The organism is Paenibacillus qinlingensis (genome assembly GCF_031455095.1).
In the GTDB taxonomy this organism is placed as follows: domain Bacteria; phylum Bacillota; class Bacilli; order Paenibacillales; family NBRC-103111; genus Paenibacillus_E; species Paenibacillus_E qinlingensis_A.
The window spans coordinates 378115-404041 of record NZ_JAVDSB010000002.1; the positions used below are offsets into that span (position 1 = coordinate 378115).

A 25927-nucleotide genomic window follows, 5' to 3' on the forward strand; every position below is an offset into this window, starting at 1 on the left:
TCCCGTCTTATCTATGGTTTCATTAGAAAATTGTATAAAGCTTTCGCTGTTTCCTTGCGCAAAGCTGCTGAAGTAGGAGAGAAGATCTCGTTGGATGTTCCTGATAGTATGCCGAGGTCGATCGCCTTATTCACATCTGATACTGCCCAAGTTGAGATTTCACTTTGGTCTGTATAGTTGTCAAGTTTACGTTGGACTGACGCATAGGTGCCATGCAAATACTCATAGGCTCTAACGAATAAGATGGCCATCTGTTCACGAGTCAACTCCGCATTGGGATCAAATGTCTGATCAGTGACACCCGAAACCAAACCAGCCTGACTTGCTGCAGCAACATCTTGGGCATACCATGCGTCTGGCTTAACATCATCGAATACGGAAGTCACCTCGTCTTGCTGCTGTAGGTTCAACGCCCGTACCAATAATGCCGTAAACTGTGCTCGCGTGGTCTTCCCATTGGGATTAAACTCACTTGAAGTAACCCCTTCAATGATGTGCTTGGCTGACAATACTTGTACCGCTCGTAAAGCCCAGTCCATATCAGGCATATCTTCAAACTTTTTGTCATATTCGAACACTGCATAAATGCCTGGTTGGTCCGGCGTGAATGTAGCTTCGTTAGACGTTAGATCTATCGTCCCACCGACATATTTCCATTTCCCACTAGCTTTATTGTAACTGTACACACCCAGCAGTTCGGGATCCTTGCCTGTAGGATCAAACGGCAGAACAACTTCAACGCCGCCGTGAAACTTGTTCGCTGACCACGTGTTGCCCTCATCGGAGCGAATACTTAAATCCAATTCAATGGCTTGACTTGCCAGAATGAAACGAGCTTTAGGATCTGCCGTTCCAGCCTGCGTTATCCCAATATCCGTGACTGGCCGCGATGTGATTTCGAGTGTTGTTTGGTGAACTTCCCCACCTACTCTCGCAATGAGCGCCTTAATTACTTCAGGGAGAAGTGTCATCTGTGCATGCTCTCCGTGAATTTCCATTGGAACATTCGGAATCTGCTCAGTTGGTACGGAAACTGTATCCTTGTCAGGTTCCATAATCACCGTAGCTTTACCGTCTTTCACGATGACGATATCGGGGTGAACATGGGGTTCAGGACTCGTTGTACCAGCTCCCGTTTCCCCTTCTGGATCCGTTGGCCCCCCTATTGGTGCGGTTGTGTCGGGTACTGGCACCATTTGCAAAGAAATAACCTGCGATGCCCCCATCGTATTTTGCACATTAACTTTCAATTTCACCTTAGGACTTAGCTGTTGAATCTCTATCCGCTCATCTTTGCTAATCACACTTTGCGCTGACTTATCCAGTTCAAGCTCAATAAAGCCATTGTTCTCTAATGTCGAATCTGCCACTGCTAACTCATAAAGCCCGGTGTGCTTATTCCCCTGCATAAGAACGGATGCTTTGCTATTTACGGTCAATCCGTCTACGGTCGTCACTTTATCCCTCCAAAAGTTAAAGCCGACCAAGCCAAGCTTATTCTCGCGAACCGCTTGCACATCCTCTGAATTAGCCAGAACTGTGTAATCTGGAGATGAAGCGTACACAGAAGTTTCTGCCTTACTTGCATTGGGCAAAATGGCATATTCATAGCTAGCCTGGTTAGGATTTGAGCCATGATCAAACCACATAGTCAAAAAATTATTAGTCAATAGCTCGGTTGGCACCGTTGATTCTGGCGGATTACTCAGGTTCGTATCGGAGTATCTGCCTTCTTGCTCCGCACGCATCAGTTTCAGAGGTTGCGTTCCAGGGAATACATAACCGATATCAGCTCCCGCTGCATTCCCTTGCAAATGAGCCCATTGCGGATGCTCTACCGTTTCTTCGCCTAAGAAACCGCTCTTGAGCTCACCATTTACATAGAGCTCATTCGTGTTATTTTTAGCAAGCTTGCGCTGTTCAACGATGGTCTCTACAGTCTTATTATCTGTACTTGTCAGTTCGGACCCCATCGCAACAATTTCATTGTCAAATGTAAACCACGACTTATTCACTTTCATTTGTGTGCCATTCTGAATTAAGTTCATACCTGTCACGCCATATTTACCTAAAACCGCGCCTCCAGCCCAAGCATTCGCTGGCGTCGCTTCGCCATCCCCGTATTGATAGATAGCTGATGATCTCGGTCTTACGACGACGGTCGTCCCTGGTAATCGATACCAGTTTATGGTTGCCCAGTACTGATCGGTGTATTGCAATAAATCGTTATTGTAGAGGTACGTCATGCCATCGCCGGTATACCAGCCTTTGGGATTCTCACCATTCGTCAACTCATAGGTTGCAATTCGCTTCGAACTCTTGCTAACGCCAAAGAGATACCCATCGCCAATGTGTACGCTGCGAGCCATCGCGTTAAGTTCAAAGTGCTTCTGCATGTCAGCAGTCGGTTGAATAGCAGGGTCTTCCATCCATCCTTTTATCGTATCAGCCAAATCTAGCGGAAGTTTATAATACGTCATCCCACTGGCCATTTGGAATTGGAAATGATACTTAATGAAGCTCTTTAGAGCGGCTGCCCGATCTGGAGAAGCGGTTTGGGCAATACGCGACATGCCTACTAGAATGCTTTTGGCTGAACCATAGGCATCTGACGTATCCCTGACAATCGCACGTCCGCGTGTCATATCTAGAATCTGCCCTTTGTACATCACAGGTGCATAGCCTTCTTGGATCCAACGATAGACATTTTCCGCCCCAGGAACAATCGGCTGCCACGTGCTGCCATTCAATAACAGCAACAAATTCCCCATGCCATTAATAAGCACTTCGCCATAACTGCCTGTATACGCAATCGTCCCGTGTTGAATAAACGAACCATCCTCATAGAAACCGTCACCCGTTGTCACATAATCAAATAGAGGTGTCAGTCCATCCCGGGCTTTGATCAGACGATCATAGTTTTTCTCGACGAGTCCTAATCTCGTTTCAATCAGCATAATATCCGAACGATTCGCGCCAACTTGGGTAAAAGTAGGTAAACTTACGTCGCCAATATAATGGTCAACGCTCGTCGTGTTTCTGGTAATTTGCTCAGGCGTCAAATCATCATACATAAAGATGAGGATATCCGCCAACCGTGCGGGAATACCAATATCCCAGTTCCACCAATTTCCAAATTCAATTCCTGTGCTTGTGTATAAATGATCCAATAGCCAATCTAAAGATTGCACAATATCCGTCTTCAACGCAGGATTGTTATAGAGGGACGATCCCTTCGTCGCATAAGCCTGTGCCATCGTTTTCAGACGAGAATAGTGCTCAATGACATAGCTTGAATCCGTAGCAGCAGGCACGAGATCCGACCATAACGTAGTCGTGGCCCCGCTCAACTGCAGGCTATCCCAGTATGTTTGTGCATTCGCTGCATTGGCATCAATTCTACCTTTGATCTCGCTGTTCGTCGTATCCAAGGAATCCTTGCCTGTTATTGTTTCCTTCCAGCGAATCCTGATTTTATCGTATTCTAGCGGGTCAGCCAGCACGGGGGCTTTCACCTCAATCGTCGCCGATGCCACCTTAAGATTGGACGATGTTGCCGTAATCGTTGCTGTACCTACTTTCACAGCCGTTAATTTCCCATTCGTATCCACACGAATCACATTGGGGTTTGAGGATTGCCATGTTAATAGCTGATCGGTTGCGTTAGCTGGCGCTACCATGGCTTCCAATTGATTGGTCGTGTAGTTGGTCATGTCTAATGGGGCATTCGTAAAATTTACACTTGTAAGAGGGACATACGGCGTTACAGTTACTAGCGTTTGACTTGTAATCGCCCCGTTCAATTCAGAGACAGCGGTAATCGTCACAGGACCATGACCAATTCCGGTTACTACCCCATTCCTATCTACCGTTGCAATATTCGTATCGGAAGAATGCCATACCAACTTCTTGTTCGTAGCATTATTCGGTTGGAACGTGACTGGGAGCGTAAGCGCTTTCCCTTCAACTAAAGAAGCTTCGCTCGGTAAGCTAATGTTCGTTAAAATAATGGGTCTGACGACCGTTATCGGAATGGTCTTCATATACGCACCTTCATACGTGGTAACCGTAACCGTCGTGTTTCCTTCATGTAAGGCTTGAACCAAACCATAAGTCACCGTTGCCACAGTTGGATCAGCCACCTGCCATATCAAGCGTTTGTCGGAGGCATCTGCTGGCAGGGCAGCTGCTGTGATTGTGGAATTAGCTGTCTCTGCTAATTCGAGTCCAGCAGGTGAGGCAGTTAGCCCTGTCACGGGTGCATAGTCAGATAGCTTCAAATCGTCCACATACCACTCGCCCTGAGTGCCACTTTTAGAATTATTATAGAGATAAATGTGCCTAATATTTAACCATGCGGCAGGCAGTGACGTTTCTCCAAGCCATTGGTCATTTACAAAATAGGTTACTTTCCTAGCCGCATTATTTACAAAGAGTTTCACACGGTACCATGTATTCGCCTCATAATTAGCCAACGCTAGATTATTGGCATCTCGTATTTTTCCTGTATTATCAAAATAAATGACATTGACATTCGTAGTAGCCGTAGCAGGAGCTGCTGCGTTCAGACTCCTGAATTGAATGTCTCTGCGATGCTGGGTGCTATTCATAAGGACCGTAGCTTCGAATACGAGATTTCCCATGATTCCGGTACTTCCTGCTGTTGTTCCTCCTAGATTGTTCCTTCCCGTATTCACGTTTGCCGTATTCGAAACTAGCTTAAGACTGTAATCATTGCGTGAGGGAGCTCTCTCCATGATGACATAGTCTGTACCTGCAGCTGAATTATAAGTCCCCCAAGCGCCTCCAATGGTCCCGTTGTACGTTGTGCCATTGTAGATCTTCGTGTCTTTCACGGTCGTACTTTCATCATAATTCACACTCACATGCGTCGTCGCTGCTGCTTGACCAACTGGCATCCCGCCAACGCCTGGGAACCCAATCGAGAAGACAATGACAATAACTAGTACACAAACCAACCATTTTTTAACCGATACACGCATACCTATACCTCCCCTATGGCTGCCCTTTCTGCAAAACAAACTCCCTCGGCATTGCGTTTTCACATTCAATTGCTACTACGGTATAATCATCTCCATTTGCAGCGATTCGAGCACTCTCACAATCTCCTTTCAGCAACCAATGTCCTCTCAAAGTGAGCTGTATCGTGGACGGAATGCTTTCAGCATGGATCCAATCTCGGGAATACACGCTAACTTCCACTCGGTTGCCTTCCGCATCATATTGATCGGATTCAATGCCCTCATATAATCGCAAGTCAGGATCGACTGCGCTTATGATAAGTTCATCGTTAGCTTCCCGAATCATAATCATCGCTGGCGTATCGGTTTCGACAATCCACCCCGTATCTACGCTCGAATGGGCCTCGAACAACGCATAAGCGGTCGTTTGGTTCGCATGATCCTTCACGATATGTGCGTTGCGGTCTTTCTGCAATACGCAATAGGGCGCCGCTTCCAGGCTTTGCATGTGCTGGCTAAATGCTTCGATGCTATCGCGATCTGTTTTCACAAGTATCGTATATTCATAGCTGCCTTGTTTTGGCGCATCCCCATGTCCCAGCCAGGCTGTAGCAAAATCTCCCTGCGTATCTGCGTCGGCCGCTTGATGTTTGGAATGCTGAGTGTCCTTAGAAATGGACAGCGTTTGTCCCGCTGGGATATAGTAGCCATTCTCCAAGTGATCCAGCAGCCATACAGGTTCCTCCAACACTTGCTCATACGCATAGGGAAACTCATCAATTTGCGTTTGGTCATTGACCCAAATCGGATTCCCCTGATCTGCGAGGTGATTCTGAAACAACGTCGTTTCCGTTGCATACACTGTGTTGCTATTCTCAATATCTGAACCCAGACAGATGACGCGATTATCAAAAAAGAAGACCGATTTACGCGCACGATGGCTGCCTTCATATTTGGGATGCTCGTGCAGCTTCATCGCGAACATGCCGCTGCGTCCTTCCAGGTTCAAACCACCCGCATACGTTTCATCCGAAAGCAGCATTTCTTCAAAGCCACTGAATGTATCCACGTTTCGCACGTCTGAGCGCAGTTCTGGTATCGGTTTATGCACTGTCGTTGTTCCCGGCCAGCGGTTCCAATCCCAGCCATCATGATGATACCCGCTAGCCTCATTCGTAATCGGCTCGCCTTGACTCATAATTTGCACATGTCCATGGGAAATGTATCGACCATAGAGGTTCGCGCTGACATACGACTCGTTTGCCCACAAATAACGGCTGTGCCCCCTTGCTCCAACAAGCCATGATCCTCTGCGATGGATCGCTAGCGCAGCAAAATTCATAGTCCAATGCCCGTTAGGATCCTCTTCGGGTGTAATCCCCTTCGCTAAGAACTGTTCAGCAACTTCTGATTTCTCCTCGTGATGACGAAGTCGTAAATAAGCAGCCGCCACCTCTTGGTCAACCAATTGTAAGCCATCGGGAGTACCCGAGAGTGCCATATATTTGAATGGCTCTACTTCCAATGCTCCTTTCCCCGTGGGATGGCGTGATGACAGACTCACCAGCCATTCGTACTTATTGCAGTACAATCGCATAGCTAGCAAAGCCTTTCGTACAGACTTGTGAGCGAGTCCATCTATTCGGTAGACCGTACCGCTAATCAGATAGACAACTGGCGTAACGCCTAAGAATCCGCCAATGGCATACGCGGGGTAATGGTTAACATGATGGTACGCAGATCCATCCAATTTGTAAGCCGACCTCAGTCCATGTGCGGGTAATAGCGATTGACTGAGCCATTCTCGAAACGCAGTCAGCTCACGTACTTTAAGGGGCGCGTCAGGCATGATGAGTAGACTTGCCAAGATACCTTGCAGTGTTGTGTTGAAAATATCGATATTTCCTTCAATTTCGTTCAATGGCGTATGAATGCGTCCTGCACCGCTATACCAATACATGGTATTCTGTGTTCGTTGGAGTCGCTCGGCTAGCTCCAGCTCATCACGCATCAAGAAAACAGCTTGATAGAATGATCGGAAGTTGTAGCCAAAATGATGTACCGTTCCTTGTGAACTGCCATAGGCCCACCCTTGGTCATGCAGATGATCCAACAAATCGATAAACATTACCTGTAGGTCATCTTTCCAACTTGGATCTTCGATGGAGCGGTAGCTCGTCGCAATATCCAGCATGAAATCGGTGTAAGCAGCAAGTTGTATACTGTTTGCCAAGGCTTTCAAGCGTTCCTTGTCCGCTTGTGGGTAATGATCAAAGAAAGGAAGCTCAATGGGCCTTCCAGTGATGACATCACCCCGTCGTGAAATTCCATAGGACGAGAATGTCCCCTTCATTTGCAGGAAGTCTTCTTCAGCGACGATTCGAGCTTGAAAGATTAGCTCTTCTAACCGCTGACTCATTACCCCATGCGCCCATTGCTGCTCGGATGAGATCACATCGGGGATTCGATGCCTACGCTCTAGCTCCTCAAAAGCTAGCAAACTCAGCCAATGCGCATTCGCTTTCTGATCGGCCTCCAGATTAACAAACGGTACTTGCTTATCCCGTGTATGGAACCGTGGATCAATTGGCGTGTTCAGCATGAGCTGATTGATGTACAAAGTCCCCGTGCTTACTGTTTTCGGTGCGCGAATAGTCAACGTATCCATCTCGGGATGCGGAACCCCGCGCATATCGCGCTCATACGCAACCCAAGCTGTTCGCCATCCCCGGAAATTAAGGTGAAACTCAAACTCACAATCGACCTCCTCTTGACGTCCCAATTGAAAGGTAAGCACATCGGCTAGGGGTTCATTGTTATAGATCCATACCACGAACGAATCGCGCTCCTGGCTGGTCGCCCCCTCTTGAAATGGACGATACTCAACACGCTCGGTCAATCTTAAGTAGGAATGGGAATGATACTTCCATTGCAGACTATGGCTACCGTATTTGTAATGTCGATCACTTATCGATAAGTCAGAATCTTCATCCCATCCGAGATGTTGCGGAATATCATGATCAAAAGAAAATATCTTCATATCTGCTCCCCTTGTTGTGCTTTGTAATGAGATCTTTGTAATGATGTCTTTGTAATGAGAAAAGAAAGACCATCCCTTCGTCCTTAGACTATGGAACAGTCTTCCCTGTCGTTGTTCAAGAGAAGCGACTGTCGTTATTTCGTAGCTTCATAACGGTCATAAACGGTTTGATAAATTTTCATCATTTTATCAAGGCCCATTTCGTTCAGCTTCTTCACGTAGTCGTCCCACTCTTTATCAATACCGCCGGACATCATCCATTTCGCATACATTTTAGCAACATACGCATCTACATCCGTTAAATAACGAGAAATTTGATCATTTTCTTCTGCCGTGAAATAAGCTTTCGGGAACGCATCATTCACAAGAAACGGCGCATACACGCTATCAATGTCAATTTTGGTCCGTTTACCGGATGATGGAGCAACAGCCATGTCAGCAATTGCTTTCGTGGTGGCCCATACAGAGTACGCCGTAGGAGGAACTTGTTTGAAATCATCCTCATTCGCCCCTTGCGGAAGGTTCACAACATCATATTTGCCATCTGTACGTTCTTTCAAGCTTTGGCCACCAATGACACCTCTGCTTAACTGTAAGGAATTCTTCGCATCATACATGTTATCAATCCAGCGCATCGTTGCTTCTGGGTTCTTGTTTACATTTGTAATCGCGAAGGAACCTCGAAGAAGAATGCCTGCCGGATACTCCGCCCACACTTGCTTCTGACCATTTGGTCCTTTCAGTGGCGGCAGTGAGACGTAATCTTGATTGGCTGGATTCCAGTCAAAAGCAACACCGACAATCCCCTTTGCCGTTTTGGCATTAAATACCTTCGCATCCTGCGTGAAACTCTCCTGATCAATTAAGCCTTCGGTGATTAATTTGTTCACATACTGAATAGCTTCTTTGTATGCTGGCTGCACAGCTGTGTAAATCACTTTGTTATTCACAACGGACAAGTGATTGTTACCGGATTTATGAACATCGCGATCGATTTGACCAAAAGCGCCGAATAACGAATTGATGTCGTTATTCCAATTTTGCAGGAAGGACATCGGGATTTGATCTTTCTTGCTATTGCCGCCAATATCGTTCTCTTTGAACGCCTTCAACGTTTTATACAGTTCGTCGGTCGTCGTTGGCATCGGAAGCTTCAGTTCATCCAGCCACTTCTTGTTGATAAACATCGTTGACTTCGTTCTCGAATACGTTTCATCAATCGTCGGCAAGGCATAAATATGTCCGTCTGGCGCCGTCAATTGCTTTTTGTAAACGGGATTATCCTGCAGCAGCTTCTTCAAATTCGGTGCATAGGTATCGATATAACCTTCCAATGGGATGAGAATCCCTTGCGAGCCATATTTAACAACGTCGGTATCTTCGTTCAAAATACCATGTGCATAGAAAGCGTCAGGCAGCTCACCACCGGCGAATAACAGGTTTTTCTTTTCCTGCCAGCTGCTTGCCGGGGTAAGATTCCAATTAATATGGATGTTCGTTTTCGCTTCAATATCCTGAAAAAACTTATAATCATTCAAATCTTTCCCTGACGGTGGTTTGAAAGCTGCAATGTTTAATGTGAGCTTCTCTTTGGCAATGGGAAAATCGGTTGCGTTCAGATTACTTGGCACTTGCGACTTCGTCTGTTTCTCATCAACGGTTGCAGCTTGCTTGTCTCCACAGCCTGCTAGTCCAACAGCCAAACTTAATGTTAATGCAATTGTCCCTATTGATCCTTTACGATTCATTGTGAGCACCTGTCCCTTCGAATAGTTCATCTCTTAACCTTTTAACGACCCCACTAACGCACCTTTAACAAAATATCTCTGAAGAAACGGGTACAAGATCATCATAGGTAAACTAGAGACAATGATAATGGCATATTTCATAAGTTCTAGCTTCTTCTGCTGCTCTTGTGAGCCGTCCATTAGATTCTGTAAATCAGAGCCTTCATTCATAATTAAAATGTTCCGTAAAATAATTTGCAGGGGCTGCAAGGCATTGCTTTTCAGATAGATCAACGCCTGGAAATAGGAATTCCAATGGCCTACGGCATAGAATAGCACCATCACCGCCACAATCGGCATCGCCAGCGGTATTGCGATTTTCACAAAAAACTTCGTATTCGAGCAACCATCAATCATCGCCGATTCAAGCACCTCAGCAGGCACATTGGATTGAAAAAAGGTCCGGACAATGATGACATTAAACACGGAAACCGCATTGGGAAGGATCATCGCCCACGTTGTATTTAATAAACCGAGGTCTTTCACCAGCAGGTAAGTTGGGATCAGCCCGCCTCCAAAGAACATCGTAAACACAAGCAGGAACATAAATACATTGCGACCGACCAAATCGGATCTAGACAGCGCATAGCCAGCCATCACCGTCAGTACAACATTTAGTGTGGTACCAGTAACTGTATACCATAATGAATTTTTAAATCCCGTCCAGATAGTAGCATCGGAGAATAGCCTTTTGTAGCCATCCCATGTCACTTGTTCAGGTAAAAACAACAGTTTACCGGAGTAAACCACGTCCGGATTGGTCACGGAAGCCGTTACTACGAAATAAAGCGGATAGACAACAAGTAGGAGCAAGATGATGATCAACGAATAATTAATCACGTCGAACGTCCAATCCGCCTTATTTTTAGCCACCTTCATACATTTCCCTCCTTTCTTTTACCAAAGGCTCGATTGTTTTAACGATTTGGCAATTTGGTTTACGCTCAACAATAAGATGAAGTTGATGACCGTATTAAACAAACCAATTGCCGAAGAATAGCTGTACTGCGCTTGGACAAGTCCTGCTTTATACACGTACGTCTGGATTGTTTCCGAAGAATCGATATTTAATTGGTTTTGCATCAAATACACTTTCTCGAAACCCACGCTCATCATATGACCCATGTTCATAATCAGCATGATAATGACCGTCGGCAAGATTGCTGGGATATCAATGTGGAACACGCGCTGAAGCTTCGATGCTCCGTCAACCACCGCTGCCTCGTGATATTCCGGATTGACAGCCGTCAGTGCTGCCAGATAGATGATCGTTCCCCAGCCGATATTTTGCCAAATCCCAGAGAAAACGAACACCGTCTTAAACCATTCCGGACTGCCCATAAAGAAGATCGGTTCAATATGGAACATACCGAGCAGGCTATTCACTGCGCCTGTTTTGGGAGATAAGAGCAAATACACAATCCCGGCAACAACCACGGTGGAGATGAAATGCGGTGCATATGTAACCGTTTGCACGAAGCGTTTAAATCGCTCGTTGGTCAATTGATTAATCATTAACGCGAGAATGATCGGTGCAGGAAATGCCACGAGCAGTTCATATACACTAATCCCAAGCGTGTTTCTAATGATCGTTCCCAATTGATACGATTGAAAGAAGCGCTCGAAGTTATCCAAGCCCACCCACGGACTGCCCATAATTCCTTTAATGGGATTGAAGTTTTTGAATGCAATCTGCACACCGTACATCGGGATATAGTGAAAAATAATAAAGTAGGCCAACGTCGGCAGCAGAAGCAAATATAAATCGTAGTTACGTACAATTCTTTTTACTAACATGTTGGATTCACCTCCACGGCATCTGATTTCGTCTTGAAGTTATTGGCGTGTTCACTTGTGTGTATCCGCCTTCATAACGTCATTTAATCATCAGCATGGCCGTCGGTAAATAAGTGAGATCGGTAATCCGACTATGCGAAATCTATTATAGGGCCTGATTGCCTCTTCCATGTGTCGAATCTGAACCCCACACATGCGATTTCATGCAACAACCTCTTACTTATTTTGCTTCCGATATTCCCCAGGCGTTAAGCCTACTTGTTGTTTGAACTTACGGATAAAACTAGAGACATCATAATAGCCGATCTGCTGCACAATGTCCTTCACGGAGCTGTTATCGTTGCGAAGCAACCGTTTGGCTTGTTCAATCCGAACCTCATTCAAATAATCCATGACTGTTCGGCCTGTCTGCTCTTTGTAATAACGGCTCAAGTAGGACAACGATATCGAAAAGTGCTCGGCGATCTTTTGTACGGAGAAATCATACTCACTATAGGATTGCAAAATATAGTGATGAATTTGGCCAATCATGATGGCAGGTGATGCCTGCTTAGGTTCTTCCAGGGCTTGACATAACGTTGTGCATGCTCCGATAAGCAAATCAGCAATGTCATCCAATGTGGTATAGTCGGTCAACGTTAAGATATCGGGCATGTTATCACTTACGCTTCCCGGATGTCTTGTTTCCATGAACGAAATAAATAGGCGATTCATGTCATAACACAGCTCTTTCGCGATGAATAACGTCATGCCGCTTTGCTTTATTTTCAAAGCCATTTGTTGAACACCCGCTGTGATCCGCGCAGTATCCCCTTGTTGCAGCAACCTATCCAATTCGTCGAGCATACGTCTAGGATTCAGCAGATCCGCATGATCATGTGCCATCAAATCTTCGAAGAAGATCACGTGTTGATTGCCTTTAATCATTTTATAATCAATCGCTGTTGAGGCTTCCAAATAGGAACGTCCGACTTGCGTAAGCTCCTGATAACTATGTCCGATTCCCATCGTGATTGACACGTCCAACACTGTACTTATCTGTCCATGTAGATGATTCAACCAAGCTTTCCGATCCATTCGCGCATCTCGCCATGACAAAATGAAAATCACTCTGCTTGCTTCCAAGCTCATCTTCACATGCCCGACGACATCTTCCCCGAACTGGCGCTCCACTTCTGCAATTAGCATTTCCTTATAAAACGCTTGGGAAACAGGGACTTCTAAGATCATCACGGTGAGATTGGCAAAAGGGAACATCACGCCAACTTCCTCGCCCCGCTCGTTTACCTCGTCTAGCGTTAGAAATTCCCCATTGAGTAAGCTGCCCAGCAAATGGTCCTTGATGGCGGACCTATTCTCTTCCAATTTGCGGCCTAACGTCTGATTGGAATGGGCTATATCATAGATAGCACTGCCAATCGCTTCGAATAGGTTCGTCCTCTGAAGCGATTGACCGCGCAGCGTCTCGACAAGATGGGCTAACTTTTTAACTGGATTATAATTTAATACCATGACCAAATAAACGAACCCGCAGCCTATGATTCCAATAATAAACAAGCAAATAATCCACTTCCAGATGACTTCTTTAACAGGGGCTACGACAGCAGCATGGGGCAGCATCGTGACATATGTCAGACCACTTTGCGTTGATTTTTGTACCGAGATGACATATTTTTTGTGCTGTAATACCTGAATATGATTTTTATTGTCCCCCTTCACAATTTGCTTGTAAAAGCCTTCGGATTTCAAGATCTCCTCTTGTTTATACGCGGAAATGACCCGTCCATTCTGATCAAATACAATCGCGTTCCCGTTCTGTAAAAGCAAATCCGGATTCAACCCTTTGAGTAAAGAATCTTCTTTCAGCTCAAATAAGACCGTCCCATACGGTTTCTGATTCCGAATCGGAATTGGCACCAGATAGGAAATCAACCGTTGGACGGGCAGCCCATCCATCCGAACATCTTCTGCCGGCCGAAGCATCGTGGAGGTAATCTGGTTCAGATCATGATAAAATTGTTCCTCCTTCCACTCAGCAAAATAGTAAAAGCTGTCCACATAGTCTTTCACTTTATAAGTGCTTAACGAGGAATATAACTTCTCCGAGCCGCGAACATGAAGTACAATTTCACGAATACTGTCATCTACAGCCATGCCTGCCAATATCTTTTTCCCTTGATACTCACTAAACATATCCTGTGACAGGGTGTACGGTGACAACTCAGGAGATTCCGTAATCTGAATCGCTAGCTTATTCATCAGAATAAGTTTGTTATCCACCTCATTTTGGAACGAATTCAACAGCGATTGATTGTTTCTCTCCATTTCGTCCCCGACAATTGTGGTTAGTTGGTAATACCCCGTAATCCCCAATAAAAGAAGGGGGACAAAGAGCAGCAAAATAAACGAAAGCAAATAGCGATTAAAGACGGTCATTACCTTCCGCCGGCGTAGCGTAGCATTCATCATCATTTCGTTCATCCTTTTGGGTTGAGATATGAGTTCATCTGCAGGACACGTTCCATCTAACTTTCATTTCATTATGCATACTTTACCCCTCATCCAACAGGTGAATGTTTTATACCCCCATTTGGATGTCAAAAAGAGCGCACAGCTTATTCGCTGTACGCCTATAAGAATTGCCCGTTGTAAAACATTACCTCGTATTCCGTTCGTACCAGTAACCTGGAATCCCCCGCTCCATCCGCATCAAGGCTTCCAAATAGTAATAATCGCCCCAAATCATATAGTCATCTAAGCCGTTATTACCTCGCACATGATAGGAACCATGCTTCAGCAACCCTTCCGCTTCTTCGCCAATGGTTGCATACTTATTCACAAGGGAATGCATCGTGTGATCCAGTCCCTGCTTGATCCAGCTGTGATCCACATCTTCTTCCGAGATCAAATCAAGCAGCTCCAGCATTCCGCATGCCGTGATCGCCGACGCTGAGCTATCGCGACTTGTATTCTCCTCAATCGGCACGTTGAAGTCCCAGTATGCCACATGATCTTCGGGTAAATGATCGAGGAAGTACTTTAACAACCGCTTCGCCGTTTCCAAGAATGCAGGATCCTTGGTGTAACGGTACGAAAGTGCAAATCCGTAAATCCCCCACGCCTGACCGCGCGTCCAAGTCGAGCCATCCGTATAACCTTGGTGGGTGCCACCGCCAAGCGGGTTTCCGGTCTCCTTTTGAAAATAAAACGTATGATAAGAAGAATCATCGCCACGCACCAGATACCGTCTGGACAGCTCAGCCTGCTTGTAAGCGACTTCGGCATAGTGGGATTGGCCAGTGACTTCGGAAGCCCAATACAGCAAAGGCAAATTCAACAAGCAATCAATAATGATCCGGCCGCCATTCTTCTCATCGTTCTCCGGTCCCCATGCTTGTAAAAATCCACCCTGCTCACGCCATCTGCCGAGCAAATGATCCGCCGCCTGCAAGGCGAGCTCACGTGCGCTTTCATTCTTCTCCACGATCCATCCGGCTAGTGCGGACAACCCGTACAGAAAGCCAATATCGTGATGATCTAAGCATATTTTCGCTTCCAGCCGTTGTTTAAAATCAGCAATTTGTTGGTTCGCTTGCCCTTGAAAAAAGTCATCTTGACTATACTCATAGCTGAGCCAAGTTAGTCCTGTATGAAACCCTTCAATCCAATCCTCATTCGCGGACCATGCATAGCGCTTCTCATTCGTAATATGTGGAAAAGTACCTGGATGCTGTTCCAAATTCTTGCGAACTTTGCCGATTGCGTCTTCAATTGCCTCACGCCACATTGTTGTCATCCTCCCTTAAGCCAGTTCAAACTGATCTTGTGTCCGATCTAACCAAGCCTGTAATTCTTCTTCTAAAGCTAGGAATAGCTCCGTCTGCGGTCGTTCCTTTAAGATGACAGGTTCGAGCTGATACGGATCCTTCGCATGATCATAAAATAACCGTTGTATCTCAGCGCCAGGCGCATAACCTTTATGCACGACATAGGTGTACTGGCTTGTACGGATTCCCCGCCAACCATATCTCCGATTGTCTAAACCAGCGGAGGCGAACAGCTCCATCGCATCCTTCCTTCCAGGGAAGGCGCAGATGAAAGCAGAAGATATGTCTGTAAAGCTCGTTCCGAGAAGATCACCAGACAGATCCCATCCTTCAACTGTCGTTGGAACGGGAACGCCGAGAAGCCCGAGCAGCGTAGGCATAATATCCACACTATTAAAAAGCACATCCGTACTTCCCTGCTCAATCGTCCCTTTCCAGCTCATCACACAAGGAATTGCAATGGACTCCTCATGCCAGGAATGCTTCGCCATTAGACCGTGTGAACCCATAAGCTCACCATGATCCGATGAGAGTACGATCAGCGTGTTCTCTGCGAGGCCTAGTTCCTGAACCTCTCGCCAAATCCGGCCGAACTGTTCATCCATGCCTGATACCGCAGCGAAATAATCGCGCGTGTACCCAAGCAGGGCCTCATCCCCGCTCTTAAAGGGCTCACCTGTATGCGCAGCCAGCCCCTCCGAACTTACATTCGGACGCAAGCTCAGCTCCCTCCCGCGATATAGCTCCTTGTAGCGTTCAGGTACAAGCTCGAAGGGGCTATGCGGCGGATTCCAGGAGACGAATAACGCAAACGGATCCGATTGTTCCTTCCCTTTAGCCCGGATAAAGTCCAGCGCCACATCCGTCTCATGCTCCAAGGACCATTGATCGACTTGAATCATCTCCGGCGTGTCCCTCCAATAATGCGGCTTGAGATGATGATCGTACGCACCGTAAGAATACCAGAAATCAAAGCCGTGCCGTTTCGGCCCCGGCGGTGTATAAGCATCCCACTCGCGTGCACCGGATTTTGGCTCTGGACATTCATTCTGCTCAGGCACATCCAGATGCCATTTGCCAATATAGCCTGTTTGATACCCCGCAGCTTTCAGCGCATCTCCAACACCTACTTCATCAGGACTCAGCATGATGTCTGCACCATTTTTACAATTCGTATAGACGCCCGTCGATTGCGGATACTTGCCAGTCATGAGCGCCGCCCGGTGCGGCGAGCACAGTGGCGTACAAGAGAGCGCATGATTAAATACCAGACTCTCCTGTGCAAACTGGTCGATATTCGGCGTGATAACGGGATCTTCACCCGCGAACCCAACAGCCTGCTTACGCCATTGATCCGCAAAAATATAAATGATATTCGGCTTCATGTCGGGCTCACCCTTTCACCGCTCCTGCGGAAATCCCTTCAACGAAATGGTCTTGTGCCATAAAGTAAATGAGAATAGTTGGAATAATCGCGCATACTGCAGCTGCCATTAACGGGCCGTACTCTGTAGCATGTTCCGATTGGAAATGCTGCATTCCCAGCTGGAGCGTAAACAAACTATCCGAGTTCAAGTAAATCAAAGGACCGAGGAAATCGTTCCACGCATGCATAAATGTGAAAATCGTCAAGCTGGCAATCGCCGGCCGAATTAACGGTAGAATGACCCTTGCATAAATACCAAACTCACTCAGCCCGTCAATTCTAGCCGCCTCCGAGAGTTCTTCTGGGATAGACATAAAAAATTGTCTAAACAAAAACACACCGAATGGACTAAATGCCCCTAGAAGAATCAACGCCCAATGCGAATCCATAAGCCCAATTTTTTTCATTAACATGAACTGTGGAATCATCATGACCTGATAGGGTACCATCATCGTCGCCACATATAGGAAAAACAATTTATCCCGTTCCGGGAATTTCACTTTGGCAAATGCGTACGCTGCCGTGGAACATGTAATAATTTGCAGCAGCGTGGTCAGTACAGCAATTTTAATCGTATTCAAGTAGTAGGTGAAAAATGGCAGCTCGGTCCACACTTTGCTATAGTTCGACCAATAAAACTGGCTCGGTATCCACTGAATGGGGAAGCTAAATATTTCCGCCTCTGACTTCACGGATGCCGAAAGCATCCAAAGGAAAGGGACAACCATGGACAAGGCTACAGCAGTCACGACCAGATATACCACTGTTTTTCTAATTAGTGCGCCAATCTGTGGACGTCGCGACAGCCTCATTGTTATCTGGCTTGATTCTAATTGCATACTACTCATGCTGGTTCCTCCTGTCTCTCATCCAATCCGCTCGCTAGGAATAGTTCACCCAACGCTTTTGTCCTCTAAATTGAATCAGCGTAATAATTAGAATAATCGTGAACAACACGTAAGCCATTGCCGAGGCATAGCCATACTCAAAGCGTTGAAAAGCCGTATAGTAAATATCGTAAACCAACATGTGCGTTGAGCGGCCAGGTCCGCCTTTAGTTAAAACGAACACCAGATCGAAGACTTTGAACGAATTGATAATGCCCATAATGACGGTAAAGAAAATGACAGGAGACAGCATAGGAATTGTAATATTACGGAATTGCTTTACTTTGCCTGCGCCATCAATTTCAGCCGCTTCATAGAGATCCTTAGGAATTCCTTGTAAGCCAGCTAAATAGAGCACCATGTAATAACCGATAGAATGCCAGATACTGACGATAATAACCGAAGCAAGCGCCCATTGTGTGGAGGCAAGCCAAGTAGGTGGATGATCAATTCCTATGCTTCTTAGCACCCCATTGATGGGACCCATGGTGGGATTATAAAGCAGCTGCCACACGACCGCTACGGCAATCGTCGCTGTAATGTGCGGCAGGAAAATCGCCGTCCGAAATATTTTAACGCCTCTCAAACCTTTATTGAGGGCGACTGCTGCCAATATCGCAAGAAGCAATGTCACCGGTACGGAGACCGCCGTCATGATTAAACTGTTGAACAGGGAGATACGAAACGTTTCATCACGCCATAAGTGAATATAATTTGATAAGCCAGCCCATTTAATTTCATCAAACCCATTCCATTCTGTAAAGCTCATGAGGAAGGAAGCGCAAACCGGTATGCAAATGAAAAGTAAAAATCCAAGTATATTGGGAAGTAGAAATGTATATCCTGTCAACCGATTGCGTCGTAATGCTTTGCTTGAATTCTTCATCTGCTTCACCCCTATCGAAGCAATCGAGCTTCACCTTCATTCGGCGAAGCCCGACTGTCTTTGTTCTTATTCCTTAGTTCTTGCCTGCTTTGTAATCCTTCGCATATTTATCTGCCCACTCTGTAGCAACGCGCTGACCTATCTTTTGAATCGCTTGATCGACGGTTTGTGCCCCAGTTAGCGCCATTTCGCCCTCTTGTTTGTAGACGCTGTTAACCAAGATGTTCTTCACCCCTGGCAGCAACGGATATTCGGGATATTCTTTTTGTTCCACGAAATAATGGATGTTTTTCGGCTTCAAGCTGCCGTCGCCAATATAGGTCTTGCGAATATCATCATTGATAAAGCCTGTAAGGAAGCCTTTGGCTGCAAATTGTTTCGCGCCTTTGGCACCCGTCATGAACTGAACCACTTTGAACGCTTCTTCTTTATGTTTGGAGTTCTTACTAACCATCAAGGATACGGGTGTCGCTAAGCTAGTGTTCGCAGCTACACCTTCTGGATGAGGAATGGGTACAACATCCCAATCAAAGCTGATTTTCTTCTCTGCTTCTGCTTGTCTGAGCTGTGCAACATGCCAATCGCCGATGAGATTCATCGCCACATTGCCTTTTTGGAAAGCAGCGTTGTAATGTGCGGATGTTGTAATTTGCTCTGCCCAGCCCATGATTGAACCATCTTTTTCCATGTCCATACGGAACTGAAGTCCCTTTTTGAATGCGGATAAGTCTTTATCGATAATGGAAGCCCCGGCTTGAACGCCTTGCATATACCACGTTTGTGCCCATGGATGTACGAAAGCGCCATACACTTTATTTGAGCCCTCGCCTTTTGTCATCTTTTTCGCCAGTTCCCGGAAATCGTTCCACGTCATATCCGCTTTCGGATACGTAACGCCAGCTTGGTCGAATAATGTTTTGTTGTAAAAGAGGATCCAATTGGATTTCCGATACGGAAGTCCGAACACTTTATCATTTACTTTTAAGGCATCGTACAATGGACCGTATCCGGATACATCTACATTTGCTTTTTTCACATAATCATCTAAAGGCTCTAAGATACCCGTGTCCAAGAACACGTCCATCGTGCCCCCGAACAAATCCATATTCTCACCAGAGGACAGCTGCATGCGAAGCTTCTCATAGTACTGTGCTTGTGGAATGGTTTCGAATTGCACTTGAATATTCGGATTCTCTTTGCTAAACTCCGCATAAGCCGTTTTGAACGTTTCCAAATCATCCGGAAGGACCGTTGCTTTCAAGTTAACTGGTGCTGATTTGGCATCCGGCGACGTTGTGTTTTTATCTCCTGTTGTGGTCCCAGCGGATCCGCATCCTGCCAGCAATCCTAACAGTACTGTACCGGTTACACCGAGCTGTAATTTTTTTTTCATTGGACACTCACCCTTTTTTTGATATGATTTGTTTGCGTTTTCTTACTTTGAATTATACGTACATGCCAAAGAGTCAGACAGATGAATGTTTTATTCCCCCATTTGGCAATGAGAAGGATGTGATTCCATGCTGTTCGTTACCTTAGTCCTGCTTATTTTCACGATATTGTTCACGTATAAAAAGCTAAATCATGCCTCTACTCGCTTCATGTATGGCATCATTATCGGCTGGGTGCTTTCGTTCGTATCCTTCATGTTGTACCTAAGTAAATTCAATTATTATTACAATGTCATTCAAGGGTTCTTTGATTTCAGCCCTGGTACATGGAATTATTTGGTATTAACCAAATTCAACCCTAACTGGCTCATTCGCATGCTGAACGTCGGTGTCGGACTGTTTTACTGCTCCTTGCTTGGCTTCTCGGTGGCCTTCACCCGCAGTCTCAGCCTGTCGAAGCAGCGTTTGGTTTATGGCGGCATCTCCCTCTTTTTTATCGTGGAGACGTTGTACTATGATCCTGTTTTTCATATCTCCTTGAGCCATTGGATGGATAGTCTTGTCGTCCTTACCACGATCGAAACAACCTTAACGTGCCTTCGTTATCTCATACTTTTTGTTGCTTTTGGCGTACTTTTCAACTACTATTTGAATTATCCAAAAATTAAATTTATTAAAAATCTAACCCTGTATCATGTTCTGCTTTTTATTCCGCTCGTCGTCATCCATCTATTCATTTTCTCATGGGCCCCCAAAGTATTGGTTAAAGAAACATATTTGAAGGATTATTTCAACTATCTGCAGCCTCCGCTTGGCTATCAGTCGATTCTACTCCCTGTGTTTCCATTTGCCATCTATTTAACCCTAATCTTGATGATTTACTTCGTTTTCAAATTTAATGCCATTGAGAATTACCGTAAAAACCGTGATATTCAAATTAATAAAAGTCTCGACACGGCTACGCTCGGAACGCGCGCTTTTACACATGCACTCAAGAATCATTTGATTGGCATTCAGTCCGAGGCTGCTTATTTGAAAGAGCGTCATCAAGCAGACAGTGAGTCGCTGTATAGTCTCAACCTTATTTTACAATCGTCGCAGACAGCACTCTCCAGCATAAACGATGCAGCAGATAAATTAAAAAATATGAACCTGAATCTCCAACCGATGTCCATCGATCTTCCCGTTCAGGCGGCTATTGCTCGATTAAGCGAGCAAGCTAGCAGCTGCCAAGTCGACTATTCGCCTGGCACGCTGCACACGATCAGCTATATGGATTTCGCTCATTTGACCGAAGCTATCTATAACCTGCTCCTCAATGCCAGCGAATCCCTGCAGTTCCGAGCAGATGGACGCATTGTGGTTGAACGGAGTCAGCAGAACGGCTGGGCGCTTTTGCGAATTTCCGATAACGGACCTGGCGTGCCTGAGGAACATTTGGAAGCCATTTTCGATCCATTTTTCACGACAAAAGCTTCGGTTAATAATTGGGGGATCGGCTTGTCTTATTGTCATAAAATCATTCTAGGCCACGATGGTAAGATTGTCGTAGAAAGCAAGAAAGACGTCGGGACATCCTTTACGGTGTTCCTGCCGATCATCTAGAGGAATGGACAGCTGATGAAAGGGGAACCTGCACAATGACACAACAACCAATCCGCATTCTCATCGCCGATGATATGGAAGCCCACCTCCGAAGGCTGGAAAGAACATTCGCCAAATATGATGATTTTACTTGTGTAGCCCGTGCTTCAACGGGGCACGATGCCGTTATTCAAGCAGCGCTTCATCAACCGAATGTGATTCTCATGGATATCGAGATGGAGTCTCAGTTTGCTGGCATTCAAGCGGCTAAATTAATTAGCGAAAAGTACCCGCAGATGAAAATCATCGTACTCACCGTTCACAAGGATGAGAACTTCATCTTTGCAGCCTTCCAGACAGGTATTACGGACTATTTGCTTAAAAACGCTGCTGACGTTGAAATCGTGGAGGCCGTGCGTGCCGCTTATATGAATGCTTCTCCAATTCGTCCTATGATCGCTGAGAAAATTCGCGAGGAATTTGCTCGGGTGAAGCGAGCCGAAAGTTCCCTGCTGAACATTATTCAGATCATATCCGAGCTAACGCCCAGCGAATTACAAGTGCTACGACTTCTGTGCGAAGGCAAGAAGCGGAAGCAAATTGCTGAGGAGCGCTGCGTGGAATATGAAACGATCAAAAAACAAATCAACTCCATTCTCAAAAAATTCCAAATGCCCGATTCGGCATTGGTCATCCAAACGATTAACGATTTACGCATTTTCGAGGTAATGAAGAAGCTCTAGTCTAGGTTCGAGTCGACGTAAGAGAAACCGTCAGTTCAATTGAACTGACGGTCCTTTTTATTTCAGAATCTAAAAAAGGATGCGAATATACATCTTTTTCCACTAGAAAAGTCGTAGTCTACTAGCAAAGATGCAATAATACATCTTTTTATACCATATTTACCCTTTTTATGGAATATCGGTAAAAAAGGATGTATTTTCGCAGCAATTCCTAAATAAACGGTCTATTCTTCTTAAAAAAGATGTATTTTTGCAGTTCTCTGCTCATAGCGAGATGCTGAATGGGAACCCAAATAGGGGTAAGCGCTGCTTACCCCAAAACCCAAAACATATAAGAACTGATTAATTCTCCTCACGAACTCGCCGTAACTTCCGGAGTAGTTGATACAATGGACGATTGCCTTTAAATATGCCTACTAATTCAGCTCCAGCTAATGTTAGCAGGGCTAGCAGTAACAACAACATAACGAGAGTGATAGCCGATGTGGATGCTTTGGTAAGTATAATGGCACACATACCCAGGAATGATGAAATGCCATATAACGTATATACCGTGCTACGACGACTAACCCCAATGTCAGTCAGTCTGTGATGAACATGTCCACGATCAGCCTCATATAATGGGCGACCTTGAATACCACGACGTGTCATCGCAAGGAGCGTATCTAATAGCGGAACACCTAAAATGAGTAAAGGAATGATAAAAGATACGAATACAGCTTGTTTGAAGCCAAGTATTGAAATGACAGCCAGTACAAATCCAAGAAACGCAGAGCCTGATTCACCCATAAAAATTGAAGCAGGTTCAGAGTTGAACATATAAAAGCCTGCTAAGCTTCCAAGCAAGGTTGCACTTAATACCAGTACGATCATATTGCCAGTTAACCCTGCGATAATACAGAGCGTAATACATGAAATTCCCGCGATTCCAGTAGCCAAACCGTCTAAACCATCTATCCAATTAAGCGCATTGATTAATCCCACAATCCATAAGACTGTTAGTACGATTGAAATCCATCCTGGGAAATAAAGATCTTGAGCAAATGGAATATGTACTTGGTCAACCGTGTAACCCGATAAGGCTACTGTCATCGCAGCAAGAATTTGGCCAAGCAATTTCCACTTCGCAGACAACGTGTACACATCATCAAGGACACCTACGATTTCAATCATAAACGCTGCAACAAGTAGCCCCCAGAATGCGGGAAGTGACGGTATGATTTGGGGATACATCATAGAAAGGGCTGACATAAAGGAGATGAATATAGCTAGTCCCCCTAGTCGAGGCATAATTGTACTATGCATTGTACGATGATTCGGAACAGCTACAGCACCTATCGCAATGGAAATCCGTCGTATTAAAGGTATGATTAGTACTACGATGATTCCTGAAATCATAAATCCAATTAGTGATGAAACAAACATTACCTACCACTCCTAAAATATAATAATGAAGCATTCACTCTTACGGTATACCGACTATTTGTTGGTCAACGATATCCTCTGTATGCTGGATCCGCTGGATGTATCAACAAGAATCCCCTCGTCCGACGTAAGCATGCGCGAAATAGGATTCGCTACTTTCAACTGCAGGCGGCCTAAGTTATCCAGGATTATGACACCGTAGTCTTCTTTTTCATCAAGCCGGCAGATGAGTTGATTGTTCAACACTCGCACTTCGGAGACAGGTGTACGCCATACGAGCGGGTCTTCTCTGTTCAAATCGACCTGGTACAGATTGAATTGGTTCGCTACTTTCTTCGTTGCGTAAAATACGTTGCCATCAATGCTGTCAAACCATGATGTCGGATGGTCGGAAAGTTTCGTTTCGCCCGTTCCATCCAGTGCGGACGAATATAAGGCGTAATTCTCATCTTTTACATAGTACAGCTTGTTAGCAATGATTCGGAATAAGTTGACACTTGCATCGACGATCATCGTGCTTTTATTCGTTTTCAGGTTGATTTTATATATGTTGTTTAAGTCAGTTTGCCCATGAGATGCTAACACGTACACATCGTCTCCGATTACGGATGTCGAGAAACCATTGTCAATATTTTCCACGTCTCCATTATACGTGACATGACTGCCGTATAACACGCCCGAATCTCCAACACGCTTTCTGTTCGTTCCATCTTGACCTGGAGGCACTATATACAAATTGCCTCTTTCGTATGCCGCAGCGCCTTGAAGAACAATTAACGTGCCGTCATGCGTGTCGTGGAAGTCCAAATATCCGGAGAGCATCAACTCAGCTTTCCCGTCATCACTGATTTTCACAAACCTGTCGCTGCCCGTAAAACCTCCCCCCATGTGGTAGGTAAACCACAGCGAGTTGTCACGGATTTGAAAGGATATTACCCATGGTGTCCTATCTGTATTGCCGAAGCTATATGCATATATCTCCTCCTTGAGGGAGGGCTGCTGCACAGGAGCACGATATACATGGTTCGTAGTCCCCGTCGTCTCGACGAAATAATAATATCCCTTGAAAAGGGCAACACCGTTCTTATCCGCATATGCAGGAAGGTCGACTGTTTGCATTTGCGTGTTATGGGACGTGATGCTAAGTCCGCTGGAATTGTCCCATTTGTACTCCCATCCAAAATCGTCATGCGCGAAGCGCCATGTCATTGGGAAATACGTTACGTCTCGGAAGCTTAACAGTGGATACTTTTCTTTGGTATTGTCAATGACCTTCCCGTTAATAGTAACACTCGATGTGGGGACCTCGGCTGCATAGGTAACCGCATTACGATGATTAGAATGATAGGGCATATAGGAGGAAGTCACCTCGTTTTGCCTAATGTTCAAACCTTCATCTGGTGACCAATTCGCTTCCAAGCCAAGCAGTCTCGTATCATACCAGGTCATCGGAAAGTAAGTGATATCACGATAAACCAAGAGCGGATATTCACGGAACTGATTGTCAACCGTATTGCCGTTCAAGTTTACCTCGAAGTCTGGCAGCGTAACCTTCACGCTAACATCTGCGGCTAGAGCACTCCCCACAGGCATCAATATACTCATGCATAATGAAAATATACTAACTAGACCGATACCAAGCTTATTCACATTCATCGCTCCCAGTATTCATTTCTAATCAATTAGACGAAGCAAAAAGTAATAAGTTTCCATTTACAACTTCAAGCACTTGATTTTTTCAAAATCCGATTAAAAAAAGCCCGCAAATTACGCGGACTTGATTCGTATTATAGATTAAATATTAGATAACACTACCGAAGCAATCATGCCAGTAACAGGAATCCAAAAGAGATATGATTTAAAAAGTTTTACTAATCGACTGTGTTGTGCATTTACCATTTTTGTATGGTCGTGATTCATTTGTAAGTCGGTTGCTGCACCAGTCGTATTCCAAGTGTTGAAAAAGTTACTGCCAGAGGAAAATAGAAATACAGTAATTACCAAAAAAATTAATGAACCCATAAATAAATAATCCGATATTTGTTCTAGCATATCTGATCACTCTCCTCCTCGATGTTCTCTATTTCATTATACAGCAACAACGACTTGGATTCTATTTATTTACTTTTTTGGAATGTTTTTTACCGTTCTT

At 45.2% G+C, this 25927-nt stretch carries 16 protein-coding genes; 2 read left to right on the forward strand and 14 right to left on the reverse strand.

The genetic code is table 11. The annotated features are described in order from the left end of the window. Positions 1-11 precede the first annotated feature (11 nt). From J2736_RS09595 to J2736_RS09645, 11 genes are all read right to left on the reverse strand, one after another. Positions 12-5003, reverse strand: a complete 4992-nt coding sequence (locus tag J2736_RS09595; protein WP_310225846.1) for a polysaccharide lyase family 8 super-sandwich domain-containing protein — start codon at positions 5001-5003, stop codon at positions 12-14. 13 nt (positions 5004-5016) lie between these two features. After that, positions 5017-8022 (reverse strand): chondroitinase family polysaccharide lyase, encoded by a 3006-nt coding sequence (locus J2736_RS09600; protein WP_310225848.1) that lies wholly within the window; start codon positions 8020-8022, stop codon positions 5017-5019. A gap of 134 nt (positions 8023-8156) precedes the next feature. Beyond that, positions 8157-9770: a type 2 periplasmic-binding domain-containing protein gene (locus J2736_RS09605; protein ID WP_310225850.1), complete on the reverse strand. Its 1614-nt coding sequence runs from the start codon at positions 9768-9770 to the stop codon at positions 8157-8159. Positions 9771-9803: 33 nt separating this feature from the next. Continuing rightward, positions 9804-10688: a carbohydrate ABC transporter permease gene (locus J2736_RS09610; protein ID WP_310225852.1), complete on the reverse strand. Its 885-nt coding sequence runs from the start codon at positions 10686-10688 to the stop codon at positions 9804-9806. Between the two features lie 18 nt (positions 10689-10706). Next, positions 10707-11606 carry an ABC transporter permease gene (locus J2736_RS09615; RefSeq protein WP_310225854.1) on the reverse strand — a complete coding sequence of 300 codons (900 nt, stop codon included), beginning with the start codon at positions 11604-11606 and terminating at the stop codon, positions 10707-10709. A gap of 216 nt (positions 11607-11822) precedes the next feature. Then, positions 11823-14042: a helix-turn-helix domain-containing protein gene (locus tag J2736_RS09620; protein WP_310225856.1), complete on the reverse strand. Its 2220-nt coding sequence runs from the start codon at positions 14040-14042 to the stop codon at positions 11823-11825. Between the two features lie 220 nt (positions 14043-14262). Beyond that, positions 14263-15393 (reverse strand): glycoside hydrolase family 88 protein, encoded by a 1131-nt coding sequence (locus tag J2736_RS09625; RefSeq protein ID WP_310225858.1) that lies wholly within the window; start codon positions 15391-15393, stop codon positions 14263-14265. Between the two features lie 15 nt (positions 15394-15408). Then, positions 15409-16818, reverse strand: a complete 1410-nt coding sequence (locus J2736_RS09630) for a sulfatase family protein (RefSeq protein WP_310225860.1) — start codon at positions 16816-16818, stop codon at positions 15409-15411. A 7-nt stretch (positions 16819-16825) separates the two neighbouring features. Beyond that, positions 16826-17707: a carbohydrate ABC transporter permease gene (locus J2736_RS09635; RefSeq protein WP_310225861.1), complete on the reverse strand. Its 882-nt coding sequence runs from the start codon at positions 17705-17707 to the stop codon at positions 16826-16828. 34 nt (positions 17708-17741) lie between these two features. After that, a complete protein-coding gene (locus J2736_RS09640) occupies positions 17742-18632 on the reverse strand; it encodes a carbohydrate ABC transporter permease (RefSeq protein ID WP_310225863.1) in 891 nt (296 codons plus the stop codon). A gap of 73 nt (positions 18633-18705) precedes the next feature. After that, positions 18706-20025 (reverse strand): ABC transporter substrate-binding protein, encoded by a 1320-nt coding sequence (locus J2736_RS09645; protein WP_310225865.1) that lies wholly within the window; start codon positions 20023-20025, stop codon positions 18706-18708. A 127-nt stretch (positions 20026-20152) separates the two neighbouring features. Here J2736_RS09645 and J2736_RS09650 point away from each other — a divergent pair, with 127 nt between their 5' ends. Beyond that, positions 20153-21628, forward strand: coding sequence for a sensor histidine kinase (locus J2736_RS09650; protein WP_310225867.1), 1476 nt, complete (start codon positions 20153-20155; stop codon positions 21626-21628). A 35-nt stretch (positions 21629-21663) separates the two neighbouring features. Beyond that, positions 21664-22350, forward strand: coding sequence for a response regulator transcription factor (locus tag J2736_RS09655; RefSeq protein WP_310225869.1), 687 nt, complete (start codon positions 21664-21666; stop codon positions 22348-22350). A 342-nt stretch (positions 22351-22692) separates the two neighbouring features. On the opposite strand, the gene J2736_RS09660 is transcribed toward J2736_RS09655, so the two are convergent. The 3 genes from J2736_RS09660 to J2736_RS09670 form a co-directional block, all read right to left on the reverse strand. Next, complete coding sequence (locus tag J2736_RS09660) at positions 22693-23775, reverse strand: MraY family glycosyltransferase (RefSeq protein ID WP_310225871.1); 1083 nt, start codon at positions 23773-23775, stop codon at positions 22693-22695. Between the two features lie 54 nt (positions 23776-23829). Then, entirely contained in the window at positions 23830-25431 is a 1602-nt protein-coding gene (locus tag J2736_RS09665; protein WP_310225873.1) for a DUF5050 domain-containing protein, read from the reverse strand. A 138-nt stretch (positions 25432-25569) separates the two neighbouring features. Continuing rightward, positions 25570-25827 (reverse strand): hypothetical protein, encoded by a 258-nt coding sequence (locus J2736_RS09670; protein WP_310225875.1) that lies wholly within the window; start codon positions 25825-25827, stop codon positions 25570-25572. Between the last annotated feature and the right edge of the window lie 100 nt (positions 25828-25927).

Coding starts and splice junctions, on each gene's coding strand:
- J2736_RS09640 (WP_310225863.1), bottom strand. CDS start 18,632: ATGAAGAATTCAAGCAAAGCATTACGACGCAATCGGTTGACAGGATAT.
- J2736_RS09645 (WP_310225865.1), bottom strand. CDS start 20,025: ATGAAAAAAAAATTACAGCTCGGTGTAACCGGTACAGTACTGTTAGGA.
- J2736_RS09615 (WP_310225854.1), bottom strand. CDS start 11,606: ATGTTAGTAAAAAGAATTGTACGTAACTACGATTTATATTTGCTTCTG.
- J2736_RS09605 (WP_310225850.1), bottom strand. CDS start 9,770: ATGAATCGTAAAGGATCAATAGGGACAATTGCATTAACATTAAGTTTG.
- J2736_RS09600 (WP_310225848.1), bottom strand. CDS start 8,022: ATGAAGATATTTTCTTTTGATCATGATATTCCGCAACATCTCGGATGG.
- J2736_RS09630 (WP_310225860.1), bottom strand. CDS start 16,818: ATGAAGCCGAATATCATTTATATTTTTGCGGATCAATGGCGTAAGCAG.
- J2736_RS09660 (WP_310225871.1), bottom strand. CDS start 23,775: ATGTTTGTTTCATCACTAATTGGATTTATGATTTCAGGAATCATCGTA.
- J2736_RS09665 (WP_310225873.1), bottom strand. CDS start 25,431: ATGAATGTGAATAAGCTTGGTATCGGTCTAGTTAGTATATTTTCATTA.
- J2736_RS09625 (WP_310225858.1), bottom strand. CDS start 15,393: ATGTGGCGTGAGGCAATTGAAGACGCAATCGGCAAAGTTCGCAAGAAT.
- J2736_RS09595 (WP_310225846.1), bottom strand. CDS start 5,003: ATGCGTGTATCGGTTAAAAAATGGTTGGTTTGTGTACTAGTTATTGTC.
- J2736_RS09620 (WP_310225856.1), bottom strand. CDS start 14,042: ATGACCGTCTTTAATCGCTATTTGCTTTCGTTTATTTTGCTGCTCTTT.
- J2736_RS09610 (WP_310225852.1), bottom strand. CDS start 10,688: ATGAAGGTGGCTAAAAATAAGGCGGATTGGACGTTCGACGTGATTAAT.
- J2736_RS09670 (WP_310225875.1), bottom strand. CDS start 25,827: ATGCTAGAACAAATATCGGATTATTTATTTATGGGTTCATTAATTTTT.
- J2736_RS09655 (WP_310225869.1), top strand. CDS start 21,664: ATGACACAACAACCAATCCGCATTCTCATCGCCGATGATATGGAAGCC.
- J2736_RS09650 (WP_310225867.1), top strand. CDS start 20,153: ATGCTGTTCGTTACCTTAGTCCTGCTTATTTTCACGATATTGTTCACG.
- J2736_RS09635 (WP_310225861.1), bottom strand. CDS start 17,707: ATGAGTAGTATGCAATTAGAATCAAGCCAGATAACAATGAGGCTGTCG.